This window comes from Shewanella subflava (assembly GCF_025971955.1).
Taxonomy (GTDB): domain Bacteria; phylum Pseudomonadota; class Gammaproteobacteria; order Enterobacterales; family Shewanellaceae; genus Shewanella; species Shewanella subflava.
Genome location: NZ_JAPDMX010000024.1, coordinates 1 through 20,393, shown reverse-complemented (window position 1 = coordinate 20,393; position 20,393 = coordinate 1). Strand labels below are relative to the sequence as shown.

Annotated in this window: 14 protein-coding genes and 1 pseudogene; 5 read left to right on the top strand and 10 right to left on the bottom strand. The window is 42.8% G+C overall.

All coding sequences use genetic code 11. The features are described from left to right. Positions 1–4: 4 nt before the first annotated feature. Entirely contained in the window at positions 5–355 is a 351-nt protein-coding gene (locus tag OHT75_RS09225) for an FKBP-type peptidyl-prolyl cis-trans isomerase (RefSeq protein ID WP_264726196.1), read from the top strand. A 121-nt stretch (positions 356–476) separates the two neighbouring features. Here the strand turns inward: OHT75_RS09225 and OHT75_RS09220 are convergent, their stop codons facing one another. Both OHT75_RS09220 and OHT75_RS09215 read right to left on the bottom strand, forming a co-directional pair. Further along, positions 477–3,632 carry a DUF3427 domain-containing protein gene (locus OHT75_RS09220; RefSeq protein WP_264726195.1) on the bottom strand — a complete coding sequence of 1,052 codons (3,156 nt, stop codon included), beginning with the start codon at positions 3,630–3,632 and terminating at the stop codon, positions 477–479. Between the two features lie 119 nt (positions 3,633–3,751). After that, positions 3,752–3,892: pseudogene (locus tag OHT75_RS09215) on the bottom strand (DUF4172 domain-containing protein); the annotation flags it as partial. Positions 3,893–4,003: 111 nt separating this feature from the next. Here OHT75_RS09215 and OHT75_RS09210 point away from each other — a divergent pair. Next, positions 4,004–4,720 carry a sulfotransferase family protein gene (locus OHT75_RS09210; RefSeq protein WP_264726194.1) on the top strand — a complete coding sequence of 239 codons (717 nt, stop codon included), beginning with the start codon at positions 4,004–4,006 and terminating at the stop codon, positions 4,718–4,720. A 46-nt stretch (positions 4,721–4,766) separates the two neighbouring features. On the opposite strand, the gene OHT75_RS09205 is transcribed toward OHT75_RS09210, so the two are convergent. From OHT75_RS09205 to argC, 7 genes are all read right to left on the bottom strand, one after another. Then, positions 4,767–6,203, bottom strand: coding sequence for an MFS transporter (locus tag OHT75_RS09205; RefSeq protein WP_264726193.1), 1,437 nt, complete (start codon positions 6,201–6,203; stop codon positions 4,767–4,769). A 122-nt stretch (positions 6,204–6,325) separates the two neighbouring features. Continuing rightward, positions 6,326–8,278 (bottom strand): methyl-accepting chemotaxis protein, encoded by a 1,953-nt coding sequence (locus tag OHT75_RS09200; protein WP_264726192.1) that lies wholly within the window; start codon positions 8,276–8,278, stop codon positions 6,326–6,328. Positions 8,279–8,437: 159 nt separating this feature from the next. Beyond that, positions 8,438–9,802: an argininosuccinate lyase gene (argH, locus tag OHT75_RS09195; RefSeq protein ID WP_264726191.1), complete on the bottom strand. Its 1,365-nt coding sequence runs from the start codon at positions 9,800–9,802 to the stop codon at positions 8,438–8,440. 139 nt (positions 9,803–9,941) lie between these two features. Further along, positions 9,942–11,165 (bottom strand): argininosuccinate synthase, encoded by a 1,224-nt coding sequence (locus OHT75_RS09190; protein WP_264726190.1) that lies wholly within the window; start codon positions 11,163–11,165, stop codon positions 9,942–9,944. 63 nt (positions 11,166–11,228) lie between these two features. Continuing rightward, a complete protein-coding gene (locus OHT75_RS09185; RefSeq protein WP_264726189.1) occupies positions 11,229–12,134 on the bottom strand; it encodes an ornithine carbamoyltransferase in 906 nt (301 codons plus the stop codon). An 11-nt stretch (positions 12,135–12,145) separates the two neighbouring features. Beyond that, positions 12,146–12,925 carry an acetylglutamate kinase gene (gene argB, locus OHT75_RS09180; protein WP_264726188.1) on the bottom strand — a complete coding sequence of 260 codons (780 nt, stop codon included), beginning with the start codon at positions 12,923–12,925 and terminating at the stop codon, positions 12,146–12,148. Positions 12,926–12,950: 25 nt separating this feature from the next. Beyond that, complete coding sequence (gene argC, locus OHT75_RS09175; protein ID WP_264726187.1) at positions 12,951–13,931, bottom strand: N-acetyl-gamma-glutamyl-phosphate reductase; 981 nt, start codon at positions 13,929–13,931, stop codon at positions 12,951–12,953. Positions 13,932–14,195: 264 nt separating this feature from the next. Here argC and argE point away from each other — a divergent pair, with 264 nt between their 5' ends. The 3 genes from argE (at position 14,196) to OHT75_RS09160 (ending at position 18,680) form a co-directional block, all read left to right on the top strand. After that, positions 14,196–15,347, top strand: a complete 1,152-nt coding sequence (gene argE / locus OHT75_RS09170; RefSeq protein WP_264726186.1) for an acetylornithine deacetylase — start codon at positions 14,196–14,198, stop codon at positions 15,345–15,347. Positions 15,348–15,495: 148 nt separating this feature from the next. Next, a complete protein-coding gene (gene ppc, locus OHT75_RS09165; protein WP_264726185.1) occupies positions 15,496–18,144 on the top strand; it encodes a phosphoenolpyruvate carboxylase in 2,649 nt (882 codons plus the stop codon). Next, positions 18,144–18,680 (top strand): DUF1439 domain-containing protein, encoded by a 537-nt coding sequence (locus tag OHT75_RS09160; RefSeq protein WP_264726184.1) that lies wholly within the window; start codon positions 18,144–18,146, stop codon positions 18,678–18,680. Before ppc ends, OHT75_RS09160 begins: the two co-directional genes overlap by 1 nt. Positions 18,681–18,799: 119 nt before the next feature. Here OHT75_RS09160 and OHT75_RS09155 read toward each other — a convergent pair whose 3' ends face one another. Further along, positions 18,800–20,074, bottom strand: coding sequence for a CinA family nicotinamide mononucleotide deamidase-related protein (locus tag OHT75_RS09155; RefSeq protein ID WP_264726183.1), 1,275 nt, complete (start codon positions 20,072–20,074; stop codon positions 18,800–18,802). Between the last annotated feature and the right edge of the window lie 319 nt (positions 20,075–20,393).

Below are 20,393 nucleotides of genomic sequence, written 5' to 3'. Positions count from 1 at the left end.
CTTTATGACCTCATCAACATTGACAGATTTAATCATCAACGACACTCAAATAGGAACAGGTAAAGCGGCTGAAAAAGGCGCGCTAATTACCTGTAAATACACTGGAAAACTAGCCGATGGCACTGTGTTTGATAGTTCAGATACATTTCAAGTGGTGATCTCCGCTAAGCGGGTTATTCAAGGTTGGTATATGGGCATTATTGGCGACAATCCAATGAAGGTGGGTGGCAAGCGTCAATTGTCAGTGCCTGCAAATCTGGGTTACGGCGAACGTCAAATTGGCGATAAAATTCCGCCTCATTCAGATTTGTTTTTTGAAATTGAATTGCTTGAAGTGCTAACCCGTGATGATTAAGTCACTCAAATAATGATCTCACGCCCACCCTATCGTCCTCTGCAACACGCCGTAAACCCATCCATGGGGGCTTGACGAAAACATCCTGTTTTCAACAGTTGCAGATGCCAATAAGGTAGGCTTAGCCTACTGCTAATTTTGCAGCTTCATGCCACATAGCATCCGGCATCGGCGTTAATAATTTCCAAGTAATATTCATGGGTTGAGCCCCCGAGTGCGCCATGTAAACCACTTCGCCAAAATTAACAAAACCCATGGTGCGCCCATTTTCATCTTTTGCTTGCTCCCTTACGAACAAAATCAATTTACGATCTGTTCTCTCATGTTCTATATACTCCAAGCCTCTGCCGTGATCGGGTCTTGCACTATTTTGAGATTGCCAATGAAATAACGATTCATTGATTGCGTAATCATGGTACATGGTCGTGGGTGAAAATTGTTTATCAGACTTTTTCAAAGTCACAAACAGCAATTCAACATTCAGTTTTTTAAGTACTAAAACACCTTCACGTGCAGTCGATTTCTTGCCAAAAGTACTGACGCCACTAGCTGCAAGTATTTGCTCTCTGGTATACCGTGAATGTACTTTCAAAGAGGGGATGGCAGGAATATGCATTTCAAGTTCATTATGATGTATTCGCTCAATAATTAACGATATGACATCAAGCAGCTCGGTTTGTAATTGAGAATGCCTCAGGGCTTTAATACTTTGTTTAAGGCCAGTAAAACCTAGATCGACACCCGATTTATCCCAAAAATTGTAATGACACATTAATGCAAATTGGCAATGGGTTTCATTGGCATCGTCGAAGCTAAAATTATCGCTAATTAGCTGCTTTAAAAACTGTAAATATGAGATAGAACTACAGGCAAACAAATGATTATTTATTGCACGATAGTAGGCTCTGGCCAGGCTCGTATCTAAACGAGGCTCATTTATTTGGTTTTTATGTGCGCTCTCAACAAGTTCTAACCAACTCATTTTTAGCTTATAAACATCTTCTAAGCTCACATTCGGATTAAAGCGTAAAAAATTAGCCAAGCTTAAGGTTAGCGTACTTTGGTGCTCAAAATTGTTAATGAGCTGGCGCAACCTACTGGCATTCATGGTTGCACGACTAATATTTCGCAAAATCATTGCTTGAGTCTGCTCTTCTAACTCAATTCGACAGCCTAAAGGTAAATGCGGAAAATCATTAGTTATTTCATCTTTGATGGATTGATTCGTTTTCCCAACTAGTGCCCTAAACTTTTGTGAAAAGTCATACTCATCACGAGAATTCCCTACAAAGTCAAATACCGTGCAGCATTGTTTATCATCCGTAAGACGCAATCCGCGCCCAAGTTGCTGTAAAAAGATAGTTAAGCTTTCTGTTGGACGTAAGAACAATAAGGTATCAACGTCTGGAATATCGACACCTTCATTAAAGATATCCACCACGCATAAAATTTGCAGCTTACCGGTAATCAAACTCTGACGTTTTTCATGTCGCTCATTGCTATTGTCACTCGTGAGCACATCAGCACTAATACCGGCTAAGTTAAATTTTTTCGCCATGTATTGCGCATGCTCTTTATTGACACAAAACGCCAAAGCTTTGATCTGTCGAATATCTGTGACAGTCTCATTAAGGCTGCTAATAATGCGTGCAACTCTTTGTTCATTATGGGTATATAAATGACTTAGCTCTGCGATATCATAGCGGCCTTGATGCCACTTAATTTTTCGAAGGTCAGTATTATCATCAATGGCAAAGTACTGAAAAGGACACAAATAATGTTGATTGATTGCTTCGGGCAAACGGATCTCTGCCGCGATAACGCCACAAAAATCATCAAGGATACTTTGCCCATCATGACGCTCAGGGGTTGCGGTTAACCCTAGTAAGATAGTCGGCGAGAAATATTCTAGTAATCCTCGGTAACTGCTGGCAGCAATGTGATGCACTTCATCAATTACAATATAATCATAAAAATCAGCAGCGAGCGGTAAACTTGATAATTGCAAATTTAGGCTTTGAATCGAAACAAACAAATGTTGATAACTCTTAGGCTTATGCTCAGCAACCCATAATTCGCCAAATTGATTATTTTTCAATACTCCACGATATGCAGACAAAGCTTGCTTGAGAATTTCCTGTCGATGAGCCACGAATAAAAAATTAGCTTCTGGGTGCTGTTTATAGAAACGAGCAAAATCAAATGCGGATATCAGGGTTTTACCGGTTCCCGTTGCCGCAACCACCAAGTTTTTATAGCGTTGGTGCACAGTTCGTTCAACATCTAACTGCTCAAGGATTTCTCGCTGATGTGCAAAAGGCTTGATATCAAAATGAAATACGCTGTTATCAGCGTAACTTCCTTTAGCTTCCCGCAGCGCCTCGTGAAGCTTGTTTTTAGCTTCTATATCGCCGTTAAATAATTCGAATTCACTGGATTGCCAATAGGATTCAAAGGTATTGAGAGATTTATCGATGATGTGGGGTATTTCTTGGCTGGTGATTTTTAAATTCCACTCAAGACCACTCGTCAGCGCAGAATGGGATAAATTTGATGAACCGATGTATCCAGTATGAAATCCAGTATCACGTAAAAACAAGTATGATTTGGCATGCAGACGCTCACGCTTAGTGTTGTAACTCAACTTAACTTCTGTGTTAGGTAGACCCGCTAAAAACTCGACAGCTTTAGCATCTGTCGCTCCCATATAAGATGTCGTGATGATCCGTAGCTTTTTGCCGCTTCGGGTGAACTCTTCAAGTTCATTCTTGAAAATGCGAATACCAGCCCACTTTATAAATGATACCAACCAATAAACTCTATCTGCTGAGCGGATCTCACGCTTAAGCTCAGTTTCAAGTGAAATGCCCGCATTACTACCACAAAACAACTCACTTTGACTTAAGCCTGTTAGAGGATAAATAGCCTTCGTAAACTCTGGGAAATCGGATGATATTGGGTTTTTCTTTTCAAACAACGCCGTCAAAATACGGCCTTTACTATCAAGCAAGTTTTCAGATATCAACTGATCATCACTGACATGATCTTTTAGCCAAAAAACCAATTTGTTCGCTAGACTAATTTGATTAGCTAACTGGTCATCGCCTTTTGGAATGGCTTCTATCACATACTTAATGATGCTTGTTAAAAATCTGGATAACCAAATACTGGCCTCAGCACTATCAAGCGGCCTTTCTCCTAAATAGAAAACATCACGATCTATGTTTTTATCAATAACTTGAGTAATGAGCTTTTCATAAATACCAACTTGCTCCATGTCGGATAGGCCTTTTCAAAGTAAGGGAAATAAAATATACCACATCAACACTCTGGTAAAAGCAGTCTATATTTTATTATTTATCAATAGAATGCCTAAGCACACCGAACTCACAACTATCATGATACACGGGGCAACACATACCTTGTACTTCTTCCACCAGCGCCAGTCTTGACCAAACATTGTTGTTCCACAAGCTGCGCCAAATGTCGGGTGGCGGTGGCGCGACTGACTTGAGCAATGTTTTGATATTGGCTACTGGCGTATGTTGAATAGCCTCATCAATCCCATTTATCACCTGAATAACACTTTAATCTGCGATTTCGGTATAATCATCTACCGACTAAAAAACACTATACGATAGCAAGTTAATGACATCTAAGCTGCCCCATTCAACACCATTATTGTCAACGATACCTAATCCAACTTTGCCCAATGAACAGGCCAATAAAGTGTTTATTATTGGTTTGCCACGTACCGGCACAACCAGCGTGAGTGTGGCGTTGCTTGAACATGGTTTAACTGTGGCGCACCAAGCATTTACTAAGCAGGCATTTATGTTGGCTGATGCGGTGTCGGATGCGCCGTGTTTTAGCGATTATCAGCAGTTAGATAAGTTATTTCCCAACGCGAGGTTTGTGTATTTAGATAGGCCGTTAGAAAAGTGGATCCCGTCGATGCAAATGTTACTTGGACGCATGTTAGTGCATTTAGATAAACAAACTGGGCGCTTTCACCCCATCATGAAACGAAGCTTTGAGCACTGTTTTAAAATATGGGATGTGGCAGAGCCTGCTGATGCGGAACATTTACGCAGATGTTATTTGACCCACCAGCAACAGGTTACTGAGTATTTTGCAGGCCGTGATAATTTTATATCACTCGATATTAGTCAAACAGGGGCTTTAACTCAGTTATTGGCATTTATCGGATTGAGTAGCCCATTACCCTCGGCTAAAAAACTGGATTTTCCGCTGTTGAATATTGGCCGTAATGTGGCCAGTTGGGATGAATATAAGCATCCCAATAAAGTGAGCGCGAATGCTTCAGGGCCTGAAAGAAGGCAGTTTTTTAGCTATTCACTTTAAGCTTGAATCAAACGCGCTAAGCCAGTGAACAACCAACTCAAGCTACCTACTCACCTTGCACATCTGATCGCGATTTCTTTTTGGTTACCGTTAACCAATCTAAACTAACGCCTGATATGGCGCTAAAGCCTCTGATGCGAAATATAAGCTGTAAAAACTGCGGACGCGGTCTCACTTTAGGTTCAACTGAGCGAGGAATAAACCACAATGTCACTAGGGTGCGCATGATACTTGAAACGATAAAGACCACAAATATTGGGCTGCTTAACCAAGTGTTTAATCCTGTAAAAGCTAAAAAGCTGCCCGCATAAGAAGCGATAGCCCCGCCCACCATGGCACCAACAAAAACAAATGCGGCACTTAAAGCAGCTTGTAACGCAGCGTAGGTAGCAAAATCACTTCTAAAAGGGCGAATATCATATAAATAATTGGCCGTGCTGAGGGTAAAGCCACTCCATGCAAACCCCGACAACACCTGTAATGCGATGATATAAGCGTAGCTATCCGAAAATATCCACAATATCGGTAAACTGGGAATTAAACTGCTCGTGATCAGCATTACAATTCGATTGCCGTAGATATCACTAAAACGCCCCCAAAAACGCAAGGTGATAAATTGGGTAATAATCGATGCCACACTGGCCATAACAAATTCAATGTAGGTAAACTGTAAATCTTCCAGCATATACACAGCAAAGAATGGTGCTGATATGGCTACCATGCATTGCATTCCGGCAACAAACAAACTGTATTGTTTAAAGGTGTTATCTGCCCATGCCTGCTTGAAGTTATATAAAGTTTGTGAAAAATAACCGCTCACTTTAGTTGGGCATGGCTCAGGATCGTGCATTTGCCATAATAACCATGCTGAAGTTAATCGTCCCATAAATGCAATGGAAAACAGTAAACTAAACCCAAGCCAAGTCATCTCAATACTGTCGGTTAAACTGAGGATACCGCCACCAGCAAAAAACACACTCAACGACGCCGCCATGGTTAAGCGAGTGCGTGCAGCAAAGAATGTCCCGCGCCGTTTCTCTGGCACTATCGCCCCCATCCAGGCGCGCCAATGTGGTTGAATCAAATTCATAAAGCTATGGTATAGCGCCGCAAGACCAATAAAGATCCACACGGCATTATCAGGCCGAATTGCCGCCACGCCCGCCATAGCAAAAACCGTAAGCGCCTGCAGCACTGCGGCAGCAACAATAAAATATTTACGTGAAAAGTGACTCACTAACCAAACAGATAATAATTGCGATATGGCACCAAACAGCTGCGGCAATCCTGTCACTAAGCCCATTTGCCCCATACTTGCCCCCAAGAATATGGCATAGGCATTAAAAAAATTGTCACTGGTGGCGGTCATGGTTGAAGACGCAACCGCTTCCTGTTGCGAACGTTTTAAGGTGCAGCGCAACCACGACAATCTATCGCGCTGACGAGAACAAGGTGAAGGGGTAACGCGTTGGACAGCTTCCATGTGTTTGATCAATATCTTATTGAATATAATGATTACCGATTAATGCAGAAGATTATGGCCGATTAATGGCTCATCTACAATTCAACACAGTAACAAAATATTAGCCAAAAATGCACTGCGAATTAACGAGTGGTAATACCTAGGGTATGTTCAATCGTGTTAACCCCATCAGCCACTTCTTGTGCAATTTGATGACTTTGCTCTGTCGCAGTTTGCGCATGGCCTTTTAAGGTATTCATCGCTTCAGCAAACTCATCTAAATAGCTCACCTGTTGACTGGCATAACCCGAACCTTGTTTAGCTGTATTGACCATTTCAGCCGCTTGCTGTTGAACCGTTTGTGCCACTTCAAGCAAGCGGTTAACTCGCTGCTGCTGACTTTGGGTCGCCAGTCCAATGCCTTTTACGCTGTCGGTTAAACTGGCATTTGATAGGCTTAGCTGATTTAAAATGTTCATAATGTCTTTTAAAGAAGATTGGGTACGATGTGACAAATTGCGTACCTCATCGGCCACCACGGCAAAACCACGCCCTTGTTCTCCCGCTCTAGCGGCTTCAATGGCGGCATTTAACGCCAATAAATTGGTTTGCTCTGCAATATTGCCGATCACATCAACAATTTGAGTAACACTGGTAACCGAGGTGGTTAATTCCGCTAACGATGCCTGACAATGATCTACGGCATGTTGTGATTCCTGAGTGGCTTTTAATACCTCCACAGCTTGCTGCTGACTATCTTGCATCTGCTGCATAGTGATTGCGGCGCTATGCTCCACTTTCATGGATGAATGCTTTACTTCATCAGCGAGTGACTTGATTTGAGTGGTTTGAGTTTGAGCGACATCAACCACTGCTTGAGTTTGTTCTGTATTAGCAGCAATGTACTTAATCCGTTCTATCAGTAACCCCAATGAATCTGACACAGCGGTCACTTGCTGGCGTTGATGCTCATCTTCTTGCTCAAACCGTAAAAGCAGTTGGTTAAAATGGCCAGCAATTTGCCCAGTTTCATTGCGGCTGGAAATCACTAATTGCTCACGACTATTTGACTCACTCAATTGCATAAATGCACGATTTAAACGGGTTAATGGCATCACTACACTGCGTTGTTGCAACCATAAATATACTACAGCAAATAAGCTTATTATCGTCACCATGGCATACAGAATAGTTTGCAGCCATTGCTTTAATTGCAGATCAAATTTTGCTTGGATGCTTCCCAACGCAAACAGTGTCGATTCAACTTGCTGAGTGTCGGCGCTTAGCTGCTCTTGTACAGCTAAATTATCTGTCAGCATTTGATAAGTGTTGGCGATTTCTTTGTCGTAACGCGAGCTTAAACTCAACAATTCATCCCGATAAATCTCGCCCACTTCAACCTGTTCGGCCTCGTCATCCCCTAATGCAAACTCATCAATTTCTTGCTGCTGATAAATGCCAATTAAGGGTAATTGGCTAAGCTGATCATGCCAAACACTCAGCTCTGCAACACTGGACTTTAAACCCGCTTCAAGGCGATTGTCTTTGCCAATTAAATAACCATCTGACAACTGTGAGAGTCGATAAACAATTAACGGTAAAGTACGAGTAATCGATAAATATTGTTGCGCTAACTGGGCATTGATTAGCACGCCTTGTTCGGCATAATCGGCTAAACGTTTATTGTTATCTAACATTTCCGATTCTGCATGGGCTAATAATTGCCGTGGATCACCCGCCAATTTACCTGCAGCCCGATAACGATTATCGAGGTTATCCACCAGCTGGTTCAAAAATTGTGTTGCGGCAGCAATTTCGTTTTTTGCTGTGGGTAAATTAAGCTGATTTATGCGTTGAGCGATCTCAGCCAGTTGCTGGCGTGCTTTGCTAATGTATTGGCTATCACCCGAGTGTAAATAGGCGCTGATATCTGGGCGCACGGTTTGTAAAAATACCTGCTGGATATCCTGAAGCTCTTTTGCTTGAATGTCGATGTCACTGCGTTTGTCGCTGCTCCACAATACCGCGGCAGCCAGCAAGCCTGCTAACAACAATAAAATGGCCGATGCTGTTAATGAAAGCGTTGAAATCTTCATGGCTGGATGCTAATAGATAAAAATTATTTACCTCATAATATTAAGATCTTATGACAAAAAGATGACAGTTAACTCGGCAGGGTTACAGGGGACACATCGAAAAATGAAACAAGCCCTGCGGGCAACACCAGCAGGGCTTGTTAAGCAATAATGCTATATTTACGCTTTTTTAGCGGCGATAGCGGCTTTAACTTGATTCAATGCCGTGCCACCTAAAACATCACGTTTTTCTAAACAGGCTTCAATGGTTAAGTTAGGGTAAACATCGTCGCTGATAATCTGAGCAAACTGCTGTAATTGCGCTACGGTTAACGCTTCAATCGGCTTTTGCTCGCCAATGGCAAACACCACCACTTCACCCACCACATGGTGCGCTTCACGGAACGGCATACCTTTAGCCACAAGGTAATCCGCCAATTCGGTCGCATTTGCATAACCTTGTTGCGCCGCAAGTAAAGCCTGGGGACGATTCACTTTTAAGCCCGACAACACTAATGCAGCCATGTCTAAACAAATTGCCCAGCTATCAACCACATCAAACAAGCCTTCTTTATCTTCTTGCATGTCTTTGTTGTATGCCAGCGGTAAGGCTTTCATGGTGGTTAAAATACCCACTAAACTGCCATAAACACGACCGGTTTTACCGCGAATTAACTCTAATGCATCAGGGTTTTTCTTTTGCGGCATTAATGATGAGCCAGAGGTTACCTCATCAGCTAACGAGATAAAGTTAGCTTCGCCTGAGTTGAAGAAAATTAAGTCTTCTGCCATACGGCTTAAGTGCATCATGCTGATTGAGGCTGCACTGCATAATTCAACCACATGGTCGCGGTCTGATACGGTATCTAAACTGTTTAATGTCGGACGGGCAAAGTTAAGCGCTGTCGCAAGTGCATGGCGATCTATCGGATATGCCGTACCAGCAAGTGCACCAGAACCTAATGGACAAGAATCGGCACGGTTAAGTGCATCTTGTAAACGGCTGATGTCGCGCTCAAACATTTCCACATACGCCAACGCCCAGTGACCAAAAGTAACCGGTTGCGCACGTTGTAAGTGGGTATAACCCGGCATAACTGCATCCACTTCACGCTCCGCTAGGGCAATAAGTTCAGCATGTAATGTGCCTAAACGGGCAAGTAAGGCTGCGCCTTCTTTTTTGCACCATAATTTTAAATCGGTGGCGACCTGATCATTACGTGAACGACCGGTATGCAGTTTTTTGCCTAAATCGCCCACTTTGGCAATCAGCTTTTGTTCCACAAAACTGTGAATATCTTCTGCACCGTTGCTGATGATGGCCTGGGGATCATTACCAACTTCAACTAACAACTCATTTAACGCCGCTTTTAAATCTGCGCACTCCTGTGCGGTAATAATACCAACACTGGCAATGGCATCAGCCCAAGCAATTGAACCAACAACATCCTGCTCAAATAAGCGATAATCTACAGGTAGCGAGTCATTAAATAATTTGAAAAGTGCACTGGTCTCACCCTGAAATCTTCCGCCCCATAATGCCATGTCGGTATCCTCTTTTAGCTGTTGCTATTCAATTATGTCGATTTTATAAGTATTTACTTCTGGTAAGCACTCTTTGTAAAAAGTAAAAGTGATTACAAGAAGGGCGCCTAATAGCGCCCTAATATCGTGAGCTTTATGCTTATTTGCTATTTAGCGCGCGAATACGGCTAGCTAAAGAATATAAGCGAATAAAGCCTTCTGCATGCTTTTGGTCATACACATCATCTTCACCAAAGGTGGCGAATGATTCTGAATATAAGCTGTTTGGCGAACGCTTTTTAACCGGTGTTGCCTGGCCTTTATAAAGCTTGATCACCACATCACCATTAACTGATTCCGCTAAAGACTCAGATGCTGCGATAAGCGACTTACATAAAGGTGTAAACCAACGGCCGTCATAGACTAGATGTGACATTTGGCCGGCTATTTGTTCACGCCAGGTACGGCTAGTTTTATCTAGCACTAACTCTTCAATAGCGCGCAAGCCTGCAAACATCACGGTACCGCCAGGTGTTTCATAGCAACCACGAGACTTCATGCCGACGAGACGGTTTTCAGTAATATCGATACGACCTACACCGTGTTTACCTGCAATATCATTTAACTTCATTAATGCTGCATAGGGTGACAATGCTTCATCATTAACATGGGTCACACGGCCATTTTTAATCGCCAGAGACACATATTCTGGCTCGTTCGGTGCATCTTCTGGGGCAACGGTTAACGTCCACACGCCTTTTGATGGCTCGTTCCATGGGTCTTCTAACTCGCCGCCTTCGTGTGAAATGTGCCATGCGTTAGCATCTCGGCTATAAATTTTAGTCGCTGAGGCACTGGTTTTAATGTCACGTGCCGCTAAATAGGCAAGCAAGTCTTCACGGCTGCGCATTTCCCACTCACGCCATGGAGCAATCACTTTTAAATCTGGTGCTAGCGCAGCAAAACATCCTTCAAATCGTACCTGGTCATTACCTTTGCCAGTACAACCATGGCATACGGCGTCTGCGCCCACTTTACGTGCCACTTCCACTTGGGCTTTAGCAATAATCGGACGCGCCATAGACGTACCTAACAAATAAGTACCTTCGTAAATGGCGCCGGTAGCGATTGTTGGGTAAATATAATCGGCAACAAACTCTTCTTTTAGATCAACGATATGGCATTCAGATGCACCTGAAGCAATGGCTTTTTCATGTAAGCCTATTAACTCTTCTTCGCCCTGACCTACGTCAGCACAAAATGCCACAATTTCACAATCATCATAGGTTTCTTTTAACCATGGAATGATAGCTGAGGTGTCTAACCCACCAGAGTAAGCTAAGACAACTTTTTTAACGCCGGTTTTTTTCACTGCACTAGACATGTTCTCTTCCTACAATCTGCGACTTAACGCTGTTCAATTTAACGATTAATACAATTAACTGTATTAACTTAATAAGGTGACTAATACGGCATTTTGAGCATGCATACGATTTTCAGCTTGATCGAGAATTAACGATCCTTCGCCGTCCATCACTTCATCGGTCACCTCTACACCACGGTGGGCAGGTAAACAATGCATAAAGTATTTCGCTCCGGCTTTCGCCATCAGCTCTGTGTTCACTTGATACGGGCTGAAACGTTCTTTAATTTCAGTTAAAGAGGTGTCGTCTCCCATTGAAATCCAAGTGTCAGTATAGATAGCATCGTGGCCTTCTATCTGATTAATGTCGGCCGTTAATGTTAACTTGCCGCCATTTTTAGCTGCTAAGGCTTGTGCCTCTGTAACCACTAAAGCATCAGGGAAATACCCTTCTGGACAAATCACTGTCATGGTTAAGCCTAAAATGGCTGCGCCATAAATGAGTGAGTGGGTAACATTATTACCATCACCAACATAAGCCAATTTGGCTTTGCTGACATCATCAAATTGCTCTGATAATGATAAAAAGTCAGCAAGCGCTTGGCATGGGTGATACAAATCCGATAAGGCATTAATTACGGGTACACTGCCATGCTTAGCGAGTTTTTCAATGGTGGTATGCGAGTAGGTTCTCGCAACAATTGCATCGGCCCAACACGAAATGTTGGTTGCAAAATCTTCTACCGATTCACGTTTACCTAAAGCACCATTTTGTTGGTCAAGGTATAAACAATGACCACCTAATTTATTGATGCCGATATCGAAGCTAACTCGAGTGCGCAGTGATGGTTTTTCAAAAAGCATCACAACGCTTTTTCCATCTAAGGCGCGACGGTACTCTGCTGGGTTTGCTTTAATTTTTTTAGCGAGAGCTAAAATATCCAGTAACTGAGTTTGAGATAACTCTTTTATCGACAACAGGTGCTTCATAAACTACTCCATTAAGGCTGTATTTGAGTCCCGATGGACCCACCTTGTGCTAATGTTTTTAACTGTTCGGTTTCTAACCAAGAAGCAACTAAAACGGGTTTCCCCATCCACTGAGCTACTTCTAAAGCTGCTTCAACTTTTACTTTCATGCCTTTTTCAATTACGCCTTGTGCGACCAAGGTTTCAATTTGGCTTTTGTTCAAACTTTTTATGACTTGTTTGTTTGCATCCCACACGCCCGCAACATCAGATAACAGCACCAATGTGCCATTGACTAACTTAGCTAATGCCGTTGCGGCTTGATCTGCATTCACATTCAACATTTCGCCGGCATCTGAAACGGCAATAGAACTGCAAATGGGCAACCAGCCTTGTTGTAAAATAAAGTTCAAATAGCTGGCATCATTCGGGGTCACTTCACCGACTAAGCCTAAACGTTCATCTTTAATGTTAGCTTTAACCACATTACCGTCGCCCAAACTCATGCCTACACTGACAACACCCGCTTTGGCTGCTGCAGCTTGCAGGATTTTATTCGATGTGCCGGCTAATGCGCCGACAACAATGCCGATTTGATCAGCAGGAGTAACACGTAAACCGTCAAGCTTGATAATGTCTTTACCGTTGGCGGTTAATTGCTCGTCTACTAAGCAACCACCACCATGCACTAATACAATTTTCTGACCCGCTGCGGTCATGTCTTTAATGGCTGACATTAAATTCGCCATACCAGTTTCAGTTTGTAATAACGCGCCGCCAACTTTAAGCACTAAAACAGAATGAGTTGTCATTTTTATATCCTTGTTTTATTAGCTGTTAAACGCCGAAGTGGATTTTGATACATTGCAAACCTTGGCTTGCTGCACCTTTCATTAAATTGTCGATTGCACTGGCAACAACCAAGTAGCCACTGTTGGCATCGTATTTCCAACCCAAATGGCAATTTGGCGTTAATACCACATCATCAACTTTTGGAAATTGATTCTGTTTAACCGTCACAATTGGCGAGTTGTCATACACGCTATAGGCTTTGGCTACATCGGCTTCTGTGGTACCTGGTTTTAGCTGCACGGTAATCGTAGCGAGAATTCCGCGCTTGAAGTTACCCAAATGTGGCGTGAAAATCACTTCTTGGCCTAATTGAGTCGCTATTTCAGGTTGATGTCTGTGACCTAATACACCGTATGGCGTTAAGCTAACCTCACAAAAACTGGTATGTAATTGCGCTTTACGCCCTGCGCCCGTTACGCCGCTCACCGCATTGATAACCGGATAAGCTGATGTTAAAAAAGGTTTTAACGGCTTTAATGCGGTTAATGATGCCGTTGGGTAACATCCCGGCACCGCAATCATTTTGGTCTGCTTAATTTGTTCAGCATTCCATTCTGCTAAACCATAAACCGCATCGGCTAATACTTCTGGGTGGGTATGTTCAAAGCCATACCATTTAGGGTATTGGGCAACATCCGCAAAACGATACGCACCGCTTAGATCAAATACTGCCAAGCCTTGTTGATAAAACTCAGCCGCTAGCTCCAAGCTAATTGAATGCTCAGTGGCTAATACCACTGCATCCGCTTGCGCCACAATTTGTGCTTTCGCTTCAGCAGTTAAAGGGGAAAGTACATAGGACATATGACTATAAGTAGGGTACAAATCTGCCAGTTTACGGCCTTTATCTAAACTGCCTTCAGAGACATACAAACCCTGTACAGATAAATTAGCATCTGCATTAATCAAAGACGTAATTTGCGCGCCGGTGTAACCACTAGCACCAATAATTGCGATATTTTTCATTGTGTTGTTGTCTTTTGTTGTAATAAATGGAAGTGTTAGCATAAAGCATTTAGACGGGGGACGTCTAATTTAGCCCTATCGTCGCAGGAAGTTCGCGTTAATTCTTGATATATTGGATTTCACAGCAAATTTACACATATTTAATTTCATTTCTTACAGTCAAGTTGTAGTGCCTTAGTCATCTGTTTGCTAGACTAACACACAATATTATTTATGCAATATTACTGAATAAGTATTTTATTGTTTTTCTACTTAGGATCGCAAATGAGCACACTACCTAACCTTAAAAGTGCCTTTTCACAGTTGATTAGCACACCATCGATTAGCGCCTTAGAGCCTGAACACGACATGAGTAACCATTCAGTTATTGGATTGTTGCAAGACTGGTTTAGCGAGTTAGGTTTTAGTTGCGAAACACCCATTGTGGCCGACTCGCGTAATAAGCAGAATTTAATTGCCCGTTTAGGTCAAGGTGAAGGCGGACTTTTATTGGCTGGCCACACAGATACTGTGCCATTTGATGAAGGCAGGTGGAGCCAAAGCCCTTTTGAACTAGTTGAGAAAGATAACCGTTGGTATGGCTTAGGCACCTGTGACATGAAAGGTTTTTTTGCATTGGTCCTTGAAGCATTGAAAGATATGCCGCTTGAAGATTTTAAGCGCCCATTAACCATTTTTGCCAGCGCCGATGAAGAAACCACCATGAGTGGTGCCAAAGCGTTTGCTGATTCAAAAGCCATAGCCCCGGATTATGCAGTGATCGGCGAGCCGACCAGCTTAAAACCTGTGTATATGCATAAAGGCCATTTAGCCCAGGGAATTCGAGTTATCGGTCGCAGTGGTCACTCTTCCGATCCCGCAAGAGGATTAAATGCCATTGAGGTCATGCATAAAGTCATCAGTCAGTTAATGAAACTGAAACAACATCTAAGCGAAAATTATCGCGAAGATGCTTTTACCGTACCCTACCCGACAATGAACTTTGGCCATATTCATGGCGGTGATGCAGCCAATCGAATTTGTGGCTGTTGTGATTTACACCTTGATATTCGCCCTCTTCCAGGCATGGAGTTGGCTGAGCTTGAATTAATGGTGTTGAATTATTTAAGCGATATTAGTAAAGAATATCCTGGCAGCATTAGTGTCAGCACCTTATATCCTGGTGCAGAATCATTTGCAGGTAAAGCAGATAACCCCTGGACCAAATTGGTTGCAGAATTATCAGGCCACGAAGCAGAAGTGGTTAACTATTCAACCGAAGCGCCATACATCAATAAATTAGGCTGTCAGACCCTCGTTTTAGGTCCCGGTAGCATTAATCAAGCACATCAACCAGATGAGTTTATCGGTTTGGAATACCTTACACCCACGGTAGAACTGATCAAAAAGATGATTTATCACGCATGTATTAAGTAGTAATAACTAAATAAACACCATAAATAGCGCTTAATGAAATTTATTAACGAAATAAAATTACAAAACACAGTGTTAGTGTATTGACCGAATACTGTACGATGGTTATTGTGATAGCTAGGCAATTTAAACGAGTGACTTTGGAGTATGTATGGCAGAGCAAGTGGCAGATATGTATGCCTCACTGAGATCGAACGTGGGACATTTAGGCCAAATTTTAGGTGAAACTATGCAAAGCCATCTTGGTGATGCATTTCTTGAGAAAGTTGAACAAATCCGTATTCTCGCCAAACAAGCTCGTAAGGGTGATGAAAGCTCACGTGAGCAAATGTTAGCGCTGCTAACATCTTTGCCTGATGAAGAGTTAGTCCCTTTTGCCAAAGCCTTTAACCAATTTTTAAACTTAGCCAACATTGCCGAGCAATACCACACCATCAGCCGTAACTGTGATGAGTTGGTCTGTGTGCCAGATCCTGTAGAGCAGTTGCTTGGCAGAATATTAAATACCGATTTAGACGAAAACGATGTCATCAACTGCTTAAAGCAACTTGAAATCGATTTAGTACTCACCGCGCATCCAACTGAAATATCTCGCCGCACATTAATTCAAAAATACTCTGCCGTGGTGGATTGCTTAACTGATCAGGAAAATAGCCAGTTATCGGATCGTGAGCGCAGCCAAAATAATTTACGCTTACGTCAGTTAATTGCGCAAATATGGCATACCAACGAAATACGCAGCGAACGCCCAACACCTGTTGATGAAGCCCGTTGGGGATTAAGCACCATCGAAACTTCGTTATGGCAAGCGATTCCAGATTTTTTACGTCAGCTAAATGATCAAGTTGAGCAACGTACTGGTAAAGAACTACCAATCAACATTGCCCCTGTCAGATTTTCTAGCTGGATGGGCGGCGATCGTGATGGTAACCCTTTTGTTACCCACAAAGTCACCCAAGAAGTATTAGACAGAAACCGCCATGCAGCGGCACGTCTTTATCTAAAAGATATTGTTGCATTGGTTGGCGAGTTATCAATGGAACAAGCAACGCCTGAATTATTGGCTCTGACCGATAACAGTAACGAGCCATATCGTGTGGTATTACGCCAGTTACGTTGCAAGTTGCGTAAAACCATCGACTACTTAAATGAACGTCTTGAAGGTCGTCATCCTGATATTAATACCAATGATATTGTTTGGCACCAAGCTGATCTTCAGGAGCCATTAGAGCTTCTATACCATAGCCTATGCGATAGCGGCATGAAGCTGATTGCCAACGGATTGTTACTCGATATTTTACGCCGCCTTGCCAGCTTTGGTATTCACATGCTGCGCCTAGATATCCGTCAAGATTCAACTCGCCATAGCGATGTGATTGCTGAGCTAACCCGTTACTTAGGTTTAGGTGATTACAATCATTGGGATGAAAATGAGAAACAAGCTTTCTTGTTACGTGAACTAACCAGTCGCCGCCCTTTGATACCATCAAATTGGCAACCAAGTGCTGATGTTGCTGAAGTCATTAAAACCTGTGCGCTGATTGCCAAGCAACCTAAAGAATCATTAGGTTCATATGTTATTTCAATGGCAGGTAAACCGTCTGATGTATTGACTGTATTACTGCTATTAAAAGAAACCGGCTGCAGTCATCCAATGCGTGTTGTACCACTGTTTGAAACATTGGAAGACTTAACCAACGCCGCTAGCTGTATTGAATCTTTATTGAATATTGATTGGTATCGTGGATACACCAAAGGCATGCAAGAAGTCATGATTGGTTATTCAGACTCAGCAAAAGATGCCGGGGTAATGGCTGCCGCTTGGGCGCAATATCGTGCTCAAGAACAACTTGTTGCGGTTTGCAATAAAGCTAACGTTAAATTGATGCTGTTCCATGGCCGTGGCGGCTCTATCGGACGTGGGGGCGGACCTGCACATAAAGCGATTTTGTCTCAGCCGCCAGGTTCAGTCGACGGCCGTATCCGCGTAACGGAACAAGGCGAGATGATCCGCTTTAAGTTTGGCTTGCCTAAATTGGCAGTACAAAGCTTAGCCTTATATACATCGGCCGTTATGGAAGCGACATTATTACCGCCTCCAGAACCCAAAAAATCCTGGCGCGATTGTATGCAACGTATTGCAGAAGAATCAGTATTACATTATCGCGGTATTGTGCGTGAGGAAAAAGACTTCGTGCCTTACTTCCGCTCAGCCACCCCCGAAGTCGAGTTAGGCAAGTTACCGCTTGGTAGCCGACCAGCAAAACGCAAAGTTGATGGCGGTATTGAAAGCTTACGTGCTATTCCATGGATTTTTGCATGGTCACAAAACCGCTTAATGCTACCCGCGTGGTTAGGTGCTGGCGAAGCGTTAAATGCTGCGATTCAACGAGACGAATTGACATTACTACGTGAAATGGAAGCAGAATGGCCGTTTTTTGAAACGCGCATTTCTATGCTAGAAATGGTTTACATGAAAGCAGAGCCCAATCTAGCCCGTTATTATGAAAACTGCTTAGTAAAACCTGAACTGCATCATTTAGGTGAAAAGCTACGCCAAAGATTACAACTCGGCGTCGATACTGTGCTATCGCTAACTGAATCAGATCAGCTAATGTCACACACACCGTGGAACCGTGAATCAGTTAAACTTCGCAATCCATACATTGATCCGCTAAACTTCCTGCAAACAGAGCTATTAGCCCGTACACGTAAAGAAGTAGAACCTTCTGCACACGTACAATTGGCGCTAATGCTTACTATCGCGGGTGTTGCCGCAGGCATGAGAAACACGGGTTAATGAAAACAATACAACTGATATTTGTCAGTGCCTTGCTGCTACTGACTGGCTGCGCCAGTCAGTACAGCATTACTGAAAATGAAATAGAGAATTACCTCAATAATGAGATGCACTTTGAGGTAAAACAAGGCAACCAGATTATCGGTATCAATCTGGTATTAAATGATATGCAAGTTAGTTTAGGCGACAAACCTAACATTATGGGGTTAACAGCTACCACCAAAGTTAGTATCCGCAATCCACTAATGCCAATCAGCGCTAAGCTTAAAACAACATTTGAAGCGCAACCTTGGTACGACAGCCAAACAAAAAGCATTTATTTGCGTCAGTTGAATTTAGTTAATGTCAGGGCAGAACCTGCCGACATCGAACAAACACTCTCGGCTATCACGCCGCAAGTAATGACTTTTTTACGTGGATTTCTCGAAAACCAGCCAGTCTATACACTGGATATGAATGACACTAATCAAGCACTAATGGCTAAAATGACTAAAGAACTCGCCGTTGAAAAAGGCAAGTTGGTAGTAAAGTTTTAGCTAAGATATCCCGTTAACAAATAAAGCGCCATCGGCGCTTTATTTGTTTTTAACACTGATGCCAATTGCTATAAATAACTAATCGCTTATCACTTATCACTTATCAAGTGTGATTAGCATTACTTATCAAAGCGGCCAATAGAAGGATAATCAACAATAACGGCCTCATCTAGCAGTGCTCGTCGTAACATGTCAAAAGCCACTGCAGCGCTTAGGCTTCTTACCAACTGACGAGAACGTCGAGGTAATTTAACCATTTGGCTATACATGCCCTGCTTAGTCGCCAGTGCAATGGCAACTGTTCCTACAGGTTTATCATCTGTGCCGCCATCAGGGCCAGCTATGCCACTGGTAGCCAAAGCAAAATCACTATCCAAAATGTTACGAACACCTTCAGCCATCGCCTCTACCGTTGCGATAGAAACCGCGCCATGATCATCCAAAATCTGAGGGTTAACGTTCAATACCTTCACCTTAGATTCATTACTGTAAGTGACTAAACCATGATGTAAATATGAAGAACTTCCGGCAAAATCAATCAGCTGACTGGTGATCATTCCACCAGTACAAGACTCAGCAACACTCAAACTAAAACCAGATTGAAATAAACGACTATGGATCTCTGCAGCTAGCGTAGGCCTGTTTTCAGCAACAACAGCAGTACCCAAACATTGTTTAACCGCTTTAGTCACTTCAGGTAAAGCGCGAATCGCTTTATCACCTCGGGCGAAAATCTTGATTTCAATGTGCGGCATGGAAGAGCGATAACCTAACTCAATGCCATCGGGAAGTGGAAGTGCGGTTAACATATCCGCTAGTGCTGATTCGCCATAGCCAATGGTGAGCAATTTATGTAATTGGTTATTATCAGCAGAGCCAAACTCTTGTGTAAGAAACGGCACAAACTGTTCTTTAAACATCTGCTTTAGTTCAAAAGGCACTCCTGGTGTAAAAAATAACCATGCATTATTTAACTTAACTCTGAAGCCACAAGCGGTACCAACGGGATTATCAACCATTACGGCTGATTCGGGTAACATAGCCTGCTTCAAATTACTTTTAGGCATCACTCGACCATTTTTAGCAAACCAATCGACTAAGTGATCGCGCCATTGAGTATTTTCAACTAAAGCTTCACCCTTAGCTTTTGCCATAGCCAATGCTGACATGTCATCACTTGTAGGCCCCAAACCGCCATTAACCAATATCACATCGGCATGTTTACTACGCTCTTGGAACACCGCAACTAAATCACCTAACCGATCACCTACAGTTGTTCGTTGTTGCATTTCAATCCCAAGCGACATCAGCTCGTTAGCAACCCAAGCAGCATTGGTATCAATAATCTGGCCAGATAATACTTCTTCACCAGTACAAATCATCTCTAGCTTCATTGCTAAATCCTTTAATGCAGTCATTGCCCCATAAGTTAGGCAACCAATATGTCAATAGCAAGAAAATAGATCTATTTATCAAAATGTTTTAAACATTAGCCAACGATATTTTTAAAAAAGAGCAAAATAAGCAGATAAATGCAAAAAATATTAATCAAAATAGAGATGGGTTCAAAAGGTAATGTTATTGGGGAGCACAACGAAAAAAGCCCTAGCATTGCTGCTAGGGCTTTCATCTTAAGTTGGCGGAGCGGACGGGACTCGAACCCGCGACCCCCGGCGTGACAGGCCGGTATTCTAACCAACTGAACTACCGCTC

Bases quoted from the DNA above. Each gene is read 5' to 3' on its own strand.
- OHT75_RS09225 (WP_264726196.1), top strand. From the start codon at position 5: ATGACCTCATCAACATTGACAGATTTAATCATCAACGACACTCAAATA.
- OHT75_RS09220 (WP_264726195.1), bottom strand. From the start codon at position 3,632: ATGGAGCAAGTTGGTATTTATGAAAAGCTCATTACTCAAGTTATTGAT.
- OHT75_RS09210 (WP_264726194.1), top strand. From the start codon at position 4,004: ATGACATCTAAGCTGCCCCATTCAACACCATTATTGTCAACGATACCT.
- OHT75_RS09205 (WP_264726193.1), bottom strand. From the start codon at position 6,203: ATGGAAGCTGTCCAACGCGTTACCCCTTCACCTTGTTCTCGTCAGCGC.
- OHT75_RS09200 (WP_264726192.1), bottom strand. From the start codon at position 8,278: ATGAAGATTTCAACGCTTTCATTAACAGCATCGGCCATTTTATTGTTG.
- argH (WP_264726191.1), bottom strand. From the start codon at position 9,802: ATGGCATTATGGGGCGGAAGATTTCAGGGTGAGACCAGTGCACTTTTC.
- OHT75_RS09190 (WP_264726190.1), bottom strand. From the start codon at position 11,165: ATGTCTAGTGCAGTGAAAAAAACCGGCGTTAAAAAAGTTGTCTTAGCT.
- OHT75_RS09185 (WP_264726189.1), bottom strand. From the start codon at position 12,134: ATGAAGCACCTGTTGTCGATAAAAGAGTTATCTCAAACTCAGTTACTG.
- argB (WP_264726188.1), bottom strand. From the start codon at position 12,925: ATGACAACTCATTCTGTTTTAGTGCTTAAAGTTGGCGGCGCGTTATTA.
- argC (WP_264726187.1), bottom strand. From the start codon at position 13,931: ATGAAAAATATCGCAATTATTGGTGCTAGTGGTTACACCGGCGCGCAA.
- argE (WP_264726186.1), top strand. From the start codon at position 14,196: ATGAGCACACTACCTAACCTTAAAAGTGCCTTTTCACAGTTGATTAGC.
- ppc (WP_264726185.1), top strand. From the start codon at position 15,496: ATGGCAGAGCAAGTGGCAGATATGTATGCCTCACTGAGATCGAACGTG.
- OHT75_RS09160 (WP_264726184.1), top strand. From the start codon at position 18,144: ATGAAAACAATACAACTGATATTTGTCAGTGCCTTGCTGCTACTGACT.
- OHT75_RS09155 (WP_264726183.1), bottom strand. From the start codon at position 20,074: ATGAAGCTAGAGATGATTTGTACTGGTGAAGAAGTATTATCTGGCCAG.